Here is a 9,037-nt window from a genome sequence, read left to right on the forward strand (position 1 = left end):
AAACTAAACTGGTATTTCGATGTAAAATGGAGGAGCAGAATTCCTGCATAACTTATTGGAGTACCAGGGATCACCGGAAGGATTGCTCCAGCAATTCCAATAAGTATCAATGCGGCTCCCAGAATAATTAATACATAATCCATCAGTCGGTTAGTTGATTTCGTTTTGAAAAAGCTGCAAAAATACCGATTAAAACCAAGCTAAAAATGGCTACCAAATAACTGATGTGAAGCTGTTGGGGGCGTTCGAGCAGGAAAAATGAAGATTCGGAAATTTCCCGGTAGTATTCCATACTGAGCATGACCAATGCGTTGTTGATGGCATGTCCCAAAATACATGCAAAAATGTTTCGTGTAATAATCATGATCCACCCCAAGAGGCAGCCTAAAATGAAGGTTGCCGGAAATTGCCAGGGATTTAGGTGAAACAGTGCAAAGAGCAAACCTGAAAAGAAGATGGCAATCAACTGTGGGTAGTTACGCATAAAACCGTGCATAATTATTCCGCGAAAGATCAACTCTTCAATAATTGGAGCAATGACAACAACTTTCAAAATTGCGCCCCAAATTCCGAAGTCATTCTTGAAAATTTTATCAAACAGTTCCCAAAACCAAGGTGGGGCAGGCAAAATTTTATCGACCCAGGCATTGATTTCGTTTAAAAACACCTGGGCACTCATTAAAAAGAGGATGACCGGAATCAAAATCAAGGGGTTAAACAGTTTCATCGGGAAAAGCTTTTTTATCGAGGTTTTAGCTTTTCGGTAGCCGTAATACAAGATGAAGACGATTGAACCAACGCCAAGTACAATTTTCTTGGCCGGATTGTACAGAAAATCAGTTCCATGATAATAATCCCAAACAGCCAATGGAAAGTCTACAATGGTTTGTATGAAAATATAAAGAATAACCAGGTGAGCTGCTCCCAGAAAAGTTGGATAATAGCGCTGTCTATCTGTTTTCATAGATTAAATATTACTAACCCTAAGATAATTTGTTTTTGATAAATATAAGAAAAGGAGACAACAGAATGTTATCTCCTTTCAAAACCTTATGAATTATCTTTTACAAATCTTTTTTGGCCAGGTAAAAATCCATCATTTCATAGTCCGATTTCTCACGTTCTTCCATTTCATCCACTGTTTTAGGTGGTGGAACAATAACTTTTTCTCCCGGTACCCAGTTCAATGGAAGCGCTACACTGTGTTTGTCCGATGTTTGCAAGGCCTTTAATGCACGAACAATTTCGTCCATGTTCCGTCCCACATTGAGCGGGTAGTACATGACTAGTCTAACTTTCCCGGTTGGGTCGATAATGAATACCGCACGGACAGCAGCAGTTTCGCTTTCATTAGGCTGAAGCATGCCGTACAATTTTGCTACTTTCATGTCAATGTCGGCAATAATTGGAAAGTTAAACAAGACCCCTGAATTCTTTTTTACATTGTTCACCCAGGCAACGTGAGCATGAATACTGTCGATACTCAAACCCATGAGTTTAGTGTTTAATGCTTTGAATTCATCACTTCGAATGGCAAAGCCACTCATTTCTGTTGTGCATACCGGCGTAAAATCAGCAGGGTGTGAAAATAAAATAACCCAACTGCCTTTGTTGTATTCCGAAAATTGAATGGGACCGTAAGTGGTATTTGCTTTAAAATCGGGAGCCATGTCGCCTATGCGAGGCATTTGATTCATTTGTTCTTCCATGATTTACTATTTTAAAGGTTTGAAGAATGATTCTTTGTTACTATTAAACTGTGTATGCTACCCGAAGGTTTTAACTTTTGAGAAAATTCATCTTGAAATCGTAATATCTGAGATATAAACGAATAATAAAGCACTTTTGTTCTGTATTTTCTTTATTGTCTATTGCTATTCAATAAGTTGATTGTTTGCTTCTTGTTCTGTAATGTCAGAGAAAGTGCATGGTGGTATTTTGTAAGACAGGCTTCTGTATGCGTAAAAAAAATGCATTTAGACGAACGTGAATGTGTGGAAAAAGGGCTGAATTTCGTATTTTGCGGCAGACAATGTGCAGTAATGGGTGCTCAACTTCTGAAATTTGTTGTGAAAAAGTATAAAAAACTTACGTAACAGTTTGATTATTTCAAGAAAAAGCACTTATTTTGCGAACTGTTTGAAAAACGTGTGTGATTCTGTAAAAAATAAAGACAATGTCAAGAATTTGTCAAATAACCGGAAAAAAAGCAATGGTGGGAAATAATGTTTCTCACTCGAATAGAAAGACCAAACGTCGGTTTAGCCCGAACTTGTTCAATAAGAAATTCTATCTTCCAGAAGAAGATCGTTGGATTTCGTTGACTGTTTCAGCTGCCGGATTGCGTACCATTAATAAAAATGGATTGAGTGCAGCATTGAAAAATGCTCAGGAACAAGGTTTGATCAAAACTATTTAACACCTTAGAACATGGCAAAAAAAGGAAATAGAGTTCAGGTTATTTTAGAATGTACTGAGCAAAAGGAATCTGGTGTTCCAGGAGCTTCTCGTTACATTACTACAAAAAACCGTAAGAATACAGCAGAACGTTTGGAGTTGAAAAAATACAACCCATTCTTGAAAAAAGTAACTGTTCATCGCGAAATTAAATAACTTGAGATATGGCTAAGAAAGCAGTTGCATCATTGCAAAAAGGAGCTGGTAAAGGTTACGCAAAAGTAATCAAGATGACTAAATCTTCTAAGACTGGCTCATACACATTTCAAGAAGGTATCGTTCCTAACGAAATGGTTAAAGATTATTTTAAAAAGTAATATATACTTTGCTTTAAGGAAAAGCTCTCACTTGGTGGGAGCTTTTTTTGTATCCGGTGGTGAAGAGACTTCATTTTTCTCAGTCAAAAATTTCCAATAGCGGCGCGGCATATGTTGTTTCTGTAGCTTCGGATTTTTGCGTTCTTCTATATTGGTATGCTTGAAATAACTTCTCCAGAGCGTTTGATAGTCAGCTTCGCATTCTTTTGCAATGTTGTTTGCTAACTTACCATCATACACCGAAAAATTCTTTTCGCTTAGCCTGATCTCCGAAACATCCTTCAGATTATAGAAAAAGCCATAGTCTCGTTTGATGTCGTAAATTAGCCATTTTTGATCCGCAAATCGCTTCTTAAAATGCTTGATCGCATAGGGGAGTACATCAAACTGAGGTTCTATTGGGGCAAAGTAAATGTCGTCAATGGTCTGCTGGAACCGCACGAATTGAAGGATCCGCATTGACTCTTTCAGAACTGTCCGCTCAATCTTTTTGAGGGCAAGAACATCCGGATCGGAATAGTCCGTGTCAATTCTGCAAGGAGCTTGAAAAACTCTTTTAATAAACCGATAAAGGCGCATCTCGATGTCGTTTTCATCCGAAAGGAAAGCTAATACCGGTAGCTCTTGGTTTCGGGGGTGAAGCTTTTGTTGGAGTCCCTTAAAAACTCGTTGCGATTTAAGCACGTTGGTTTCAATCGTAATTTGCTCAGCAAATAAACTTTCCTGGAAAGCGCCTTCCTTGTGTATGGCAGTTGGCTCCAGTTTTTGTGCATAGCACTCAAAAATAACAGTCATAAAGCCTGCGAATGTTCCGTCGTATATAAGAGTTGCCATTATCTAATCTTTAAAATGGGGTAATTGTTTGCTTGTCGAAATAGCGTTTTGGTGAAAATGAAATAAGCTCAGTTGTGTATCTCCTGCTTTCCGATGTTTGCCTTGGCTTTCATGTATGATGTGGCTTCGTAAAATGTTGGGGTCCCAATCCCGGCTGTGAGCTGATAGCTCGTTGCAGGTAATAAAATATTGAGCCCGTTTCATAACAACGCCAATCTTTTTTAGGTGAAGGCTGGTTAGCCGTCTAAAACGCCTGGCGTCAACAATCATTCGGGCCGATTGAACTCCAATTCCGGGAACGCGCAGGATCATTTCGTAGTCGGCTCGATTAATATCGACCGGGAAGAGATGAAGATTTCGAATTGCATAGGCCAATTTGGGGTCAATCTCCAGATCCAGAAACGGCTGTTCGGGAGATAAAATCTCATCGGCCTGAAAATGGTAAAACCGCATCAGCCAGTCGCTCTGATACAAGCGGTTTTCCCGAACTAACGGAGGCGTCTTTATGGCAGGAAGGCGTTTGTCGTAGTCGTTTACTGGTAAGTAGCCCGAATAGTAAACCCGTTTCAGACTTTGCTGCTTGTACAAGCCTGATGCTAATGAGAGGATTTGCCGGTCGCTTTCGGGACTGGCTCCAACGATTAATTGAGTACTTTGCCCGGCAGGTGAAAACTTATCGACATAGCGATATTTTTTGCGTTCTTCTTTGTAAAGTTGAATACCGGTTTTTATCTGGTCCATTGGTTGCAGTACCGATGTGAAATTTTTCTCGGGAGCCAGCCGTTGAAGTTGCTGCTCGGTTGGGATTTCAATATTTACGCTCAGTCGGTCGGCGAAGAGCCCGGCCTGCCGGATTAATTCCGGATTTGCCCCGGGTATTGCTTTCAGATGAATATAGCCATTGTATCGTTCTTCGAGTCTCAGTTTTCGGGCAACAAGCATCAGGCGCTCCATCGTATAGTCGGCATTTTTTATAATTCCCGAACTAAGGAAAAGTCCTTCAATATAGTTGCGCCTGTAAAATCCAATTGTGAGGTCAACAACCTCTTGTGGGGACAAGGTGGCTCTTGGGCGGTCGTTTGTACGCCGGTTGATGCAATATGCACAATCGTAAATGCAGTAATTTGTCATTAAGATCTTTAATAAACTGATACAACGCCCGTCATCGGTGAAGCTGTGGCAAATACCAGCAGTAACCGCATTTCCAATCCCTCCGGAGTTTGATCGATTGTTGCCGCTCGATGCACATGATACATCATATTTCGCAGCGTCTGCTAATATTTTTAGTTTTTCAAGTGTCGTTTCCTTCATTATAGGCTATATTTAGACTGATTTGCTAAAGCGATGATTTAAAAATACTAATAAAATTAGCTCTGGCTAAAAATATTAGTATTAAATTTGGTTTACACTAAAAATATTAGCACGATGAACTACTTGCCCAATAATCTTAAATATCTTCGTCAGAGAAATAGCCTGACTCAACTTGATTTGGCAGATAAACTCGGACTAAAGCGTTCGCATATTGGTGCCTACGAAGAGGGGAGAGCTACCCCCAAAATCTCCATGCTGCAACAAATGGCTTCAACTTTTAATTTGAGTTTAGATGAGCTGATTAGTCAGGATTTAAGCCAGATAAATACTGCGAAGGTCTCACAGGTCGGCGATTTGAAGGTTCTGACAGTTGTGGTTAATGCTAAAAATGAAGAATTGATTTCGGTGGTGCCCATTAAAGCTTCGGCTGGCTACCTGAACGGATATGCCGACCCTGAATACATGGGGCAACTGCCGTTTTTTGACATGCCGGTTCCGGAACTCTCGCGCGGTCGTACCTATCGGGTATTTCAGTTGAAAGGAGATAGCATGCTTCCTGTGCAAGCGGGCTCTTATGTTTTTTGCGAGTTTGTAGAATCGATTACTGATATCAGAAGTGGGGAAACTTACGTGTTAATTACACAAGATGAAGGGTTGGTTTATAAACGTGTTTACCTGAAAGAAGACAACCTGCTATTGCTGAAATCTGATAATACGATTTATGAACCATACGAAGTGGAAACATCGAACGTGCTCGAAATATGGAAAGCCGATGGCGTTTTGAGTTTTAATTTACCCCAACCAAATCACCTCGAAATTAATCGGCTTTCGGATATATTGACTGAAATGAAGACCGAAATCAGTCGGCTGAAAAAAGAGTAAAACATTTTGATATCAAAAACTTAGCTTCACCGGTGATTTCCTTCCTGTTATTCGGCATAATTTTGTAAATTGGCGACCTCAAAATAAAAGTAAATATGGGTCTGTTCGGATTATTTTCTAAGGCTAAAAAAGAAAGCCTTGATCAAGGTTTGGCAAAAACCAAAGAAAGTGTTTTTCAGAAGCTGAGTCGTGCTGTTGTTGGTAAATCGACAGTCGATGATGAGGTTTTGGATAACCTTGAAGAAGTGCTGATTACCTCTGATGTAGGTGTTGATACAACGCTGAAAATTATTCACAGGATTGAAGAACGCGTTGATCGGGATAAATACCTGGGCGTTTCTGAACTGAATCGTATTTTGAAGGAAGAAATCGCAGCTTTACTGGAAGAGAATAATTCGATCGATGTTTCCGATTTTGAGCTCCCTCAAAGCGAAGAACCTTATGTTATTATGGTTGTTGGTGTAAATGGTGTTGGCAAAACAACCACCATTGGAAAATTGGCTTACAACTTTAAGCTGTCTGGCAAGAAGGTGATCTTAGGTGCTGCCGATACATTCCGTGCTGCTGCAATTGATCAGCTGGAAGTATGGGCCAAGCGCGTTGATGTGCCTCTTGTTCGTCAGGATATGGGCTCAGACCCGGCATCGGTGGCATTTGATACCCTGAAATCGGCCAAAGCGCAGGGAGCCGATGTGGTGATTATCGATACTGCCGGCCGTTTGCACAATAAAATCAACCTGATGAATGAGCTTTCGAAGATTAAGAAAGTTATGCAGAAGGTTGTTCCGAATTCACCCAATGAAGTTTTGCTTGTATTGGACGGCTCAACCGGCCAAAACGCTTTTGAGCAGGCTAAGCAATTTACCAAGACTACCGAAGTTACGGCTTTGGCATTAACCAAGCTTGACGGAACTGCCAAAGGTGGTGTGGTAATCGGAATCAGTGATCAATTCAAGATTCCGGTGAAATATATCGGTATTGGCGAGAAGATGGAAGATTTACAGATCTTCAACCGGACAGAATTTGTAGATTCGCTCTTCTCGTAAGCAACTTCCAAGATCAACCAACCTAAAGCCCCAAACAGAACTTGTTTGAATGTCTTGTTACGCCATGTTTCGACAGCGTACAGGTATTCGTGATCAGCTTTGCAAACCAGAGCTGATTTTGATTGTTGTAGAGGACGATAAAAATTTGACACAAAAATATGAAGAGAGGTAAAGTAAACATCATGACCCTTGGCTGTTCGAAGAACCTGGTTGATTCGGAAATGTTGCTGAATCAGTTAGACCTGAATGGCTTTAAAGTTGTCCATGATTCGGAAGAAGATGATGCCAATATTGTGATCCTGAATACATGTGGTTTTATTGCCGATGCCAAAGAGGAATCGGTGAATACCATCCTGAATTTTGTAGATGCACGCAAAGCGGGTAAGCTGGATAAGTTGTTGGTTATGGGCTGTTTGTCGGCGCGATATAAAGAGGATTTGACCAAGGAAATCCCTGAAGTGGATAAGTTCTACGGTAAGTTCGACTTTAAGGAAATTGTGAAAGATTTGAATGCTAATTTCTACGAACAGAAGATGTATCACCGGGTGAAGACCACACCGGCACATTTCGCTTATTTGAAGATTAGTGAGGGATGTAACCGTCATTGTTCATTTTGTGCTATTCCGCAATTTACAGGCAACCACAAGTCGCGCGACATGGAGAGTTTGGTTGAAGAAGCGAAAGAAATGGTTGAAGGCGGTGTAAAAGAACTGTTAGTTATTGCGCAAGACTTGTCGTACTACGGAATCGATCGTTACGGCGAAAGTAAATTGGCTGAGTTGATCGATCGTTTGGCTGATATTGAAGGACTGGAGTGGATTCGTCTGCACTATGCCTATCCTTCAAAATTCCCGATGGACGTTCTCCGTGTGATGCGTGAACGCAAGAATGTGGCCAAATACCTGGATATTCCTTTGCAGCACATTACCGACAAAATGTTGGGAACAATGCGGCGCAAGATCAACAAAGAAGAAACCATTCAGCTGATTGAGAAGATCCGCGAAGAAGTACCGGGCATTGCTTTGCGTACCACCTTCCTTGTTGGTCACCCGGGTGAAACCGATGAAGATTTCCAGGAATTGAAAGCTTTTGTACAGGAGTATCCGTTTGAACGAATGGGCGTGTTTGCTTATTCGAGCGAGGATGATACCTATGCTTATAAAATGTATAAAGACGATATCCCGCAGGAAGTGAAAGAAGCGCGTGCTGATGAGTTGATGGAAATGCAACAGGCTATCTCGGCGCGTTTCAGTCAGGAGCAAATTGGAAAAGAATTACGGGTATTGGTTGACCGTGAAGAAGAGGACTATTTTGTTGCTCGTACCGAGTATGATTCACCTGAAGTAGATTGTGAAGTGTTGATCGATAAGTCTGATGATATTCAGGTTGGTAACTTCTGTGCTGTAAAGATCAATGATGCAACCGAGTTTGATTTATTTGCAAGCAAAATATAGGAAAATTTTCGCTTCATGAAAACGGCAAAGCTCCCTGGGTTTTGCCGTTTTTTATTGCTTTCGAACTGTTCTTTTTTTGCGAAAGTCCCTGCTGAGTTCCAAGTTTCAAGTTTCGAGTTTCGAGTTGCGGTTATAGGTACTCTTGTGGAAACTAGGAGCTGCTGCTTATTACTGGTTGCTCTTCACTCAATCGCTAATCGGCAATCAATAATCGTTAATCGTTAACCTTTCAAGTTCCAAGACAACCCGCCAACTTCGGATAATAATTACAACCTGATGTCCGGAAAACTCTCCATTTTCATCCTTGTTGATGATTCCCCGGAAGCATGTATATTCTTTAGGAGGGAGATCCATTGAGCTTTCAACAAGTGTTGAACTGTTGACCGGAAAATCGGGCGAGCTTCTACCAGTTAATGAAAGAGTGCCGAACATTCCAGGGAGGGGTTTATCAACTCATAATTGATTGCCGGGAAAATAAGTGGAGCTTTCATTAATTGATAGAAGGTCGAACTAAAAATAAGTGGAGCTTTCATTAATTGATAGAAGGTCGAACTAAAAACAGGTGGAGCTTTCATCAAGTAATAGACATTTTTTATGCGAGGGTATACGAAATTCAGAAGCTAAAAAACGGTGTCATTTTGTTGAACTAGGTGAAGGGAATCAGAATTACTTGCGTCGATTTAGTTTTCCTGTGGATGTATGTGAAGAACCTGTTCCCCAAACTGTATGGCAGCCG

Annotated in this window: 11 protein-coding genes; 6 read left to right on the plus strand and 5 right to left on the minus strand. The window is 40.8% G+C overall.

The window, feature by feature from the left end:
• The 3 genes from AC37HE_RS02085 to AC37HE_RS02095 all read right to left on the minus strand — a co-directional run.
• Positions 1-143 (minus strand): DUF456 family protein (locus AC37HE_RS02085; RefSeq protein WP_500781125.1); only part of this gene is annotated, 143 nt, incomplete at its 3' end.
• The gene (locus AC37HE_RS02090) at positions 143-964 is read right to left on the minus strand and encodes a CPBP family intramembrane glutamic endopeptidase (RefSeq protein WP_500781116.1); all 822 of its coding nucleotides are present in this window, start codon (positions 962-964) and stop codon (positions 143-145) included. The genes AC37HE_RS02090 and AC37HE_RS02085, both read right to left, overlap by 1 nt.
• A 100-nt stretch (positions 965-1,064) precedes the next feature.
• Positions 1,065-1,709 (minus strand): peroxiredoxin, encoded by a 645-nt coding sequence (locus AC37HE_RS02095; RefSeq protein WP_500781117.1) that lies wholly within the window; start codon positions 1,707-1,709, stop codon positions 1,065-1,067.
• A 467-nt stretch (positions 1,710-2,176) separates the two neighbouring features.
• Here AC37HE_RS02095 and rpmB point away from each other — a divergent pair, with 467 nt between their 5' ends.
• From rpmB to AC37HE_RS02110, 3 genes are read left to right on the plus strand one after another with little or no spacing between them, the layout of a single operon-like run.
• Entirely contained in the window at positions 2,177-2,419 is a 243-nt protein-coding gene (gene rpmB, locus AC37HE_RS02100) for a 50S ribosomal protein L28 (protein WP_500781118.1), read from the plus strand.
• 11 nt (positions 2,420-2,430) lie between these two features.
• Complete coding sequence (rpmG, locus tag AC37HE_RS02105; protein ID WP_107821769.1) at positions 2,431-2,613, plus strand: 50S ribosomal protein L33; 183 nt, start codon at positions 2,431-2,433, stop codon at positions 2,611-2,613.
• Positions 2,614-2,621: 8 nt separating this feature from the next.
• Positions 2,622-2,774 carry a DUF4295 domain-containing protein gene (locus AC37HE_RS02110; RefSeq protein ID WP_500781119.1) on the plus strand — a complete coding sequence of 51 codons (153 nt, stop codon included), beginning with the start codon at positions 2,622-2,624 and terminating at the stop codon, positions 2,772-2,774.
• 27 nt (positions 2,775-2,801) lie between these two features.
• On the opposite strand, the gene AC37HE_RS02115 is transcribed toward AC37HE_RS02110, so the two are convergent.
• Positions 2,802-3,608, minus strand: a complete 807-nt coding sequence (locus tag AC37HE_RS02115) for a TIGR03915 family putative DNA repair protein (protein ID WP_500781120.1) — start codon at positions 3,606-3,608, stop codon at positions 2,802-2,804.
• Positions 3,609-3,611: 3 nt separating this feature from the next.
• Entirely contained in the window at positions 3,612-4,919 is a 1,308-nt protein-coding gene (locus AC37HE_RS02120; protein WP_500781121.1) for a putative DNA modification/repair radical SAM protein, read from the minus strand.
• Positions 4,920-5,033: 114 nt separating this feature from the next.
• Between AC37HE_RS02120 and AC37HE_RS02125 the strand changes: the two genes are divergently transcribed.
• The 3 genes from AC37HE_RS02125 (at position 5,034) to rimO (ending at position 8,301) form a co-directional block, all read left to right on the plus strand.
• On the plus strand, positions 5,034-5,801 hold the full coding sequence (locus AC37HE_RS02125; protein ID WP_500781122.1) for an XRE family transcriptional regulator: 768 nt from the start codon (positions 5,034-5,036) through the stop codon (positions 5,799-5,801).
• A 95-nt stretch (positions 5,802-5,896) separates the two neighbouring features.
• A complete protein-coding gene (ftsY, locus tag AC37HE_RS02130; protein WP_500781123.1) occupies positions 5,897-6,847 on the plus strand; it encodes a signal recognition particle-docking protein FtsY in 951 nt (316 codons plus the stop codon).
• Between the two features lie 158 nt (positions 6,848-7,005).
• The gene (gene rimO, locus AC37HE_RS02135; RefSeq protein WP_500781124.1) at positions 7,006-8,301 is read left to right on the plus strand and encodes a 30S ribosomal protein S12 methylthiotransferase RimO; all 1,296 of its coding nucleotides are present in this window, start codon (positions 7,006-7,008) and stop codon (positions 8,299-8,301) included.
• Positions 8,302-9,037 lie beyond the last annotated feature (736 nt).

This window comes from Mangrovibacterium sp., from assembly GCF_059905295.1.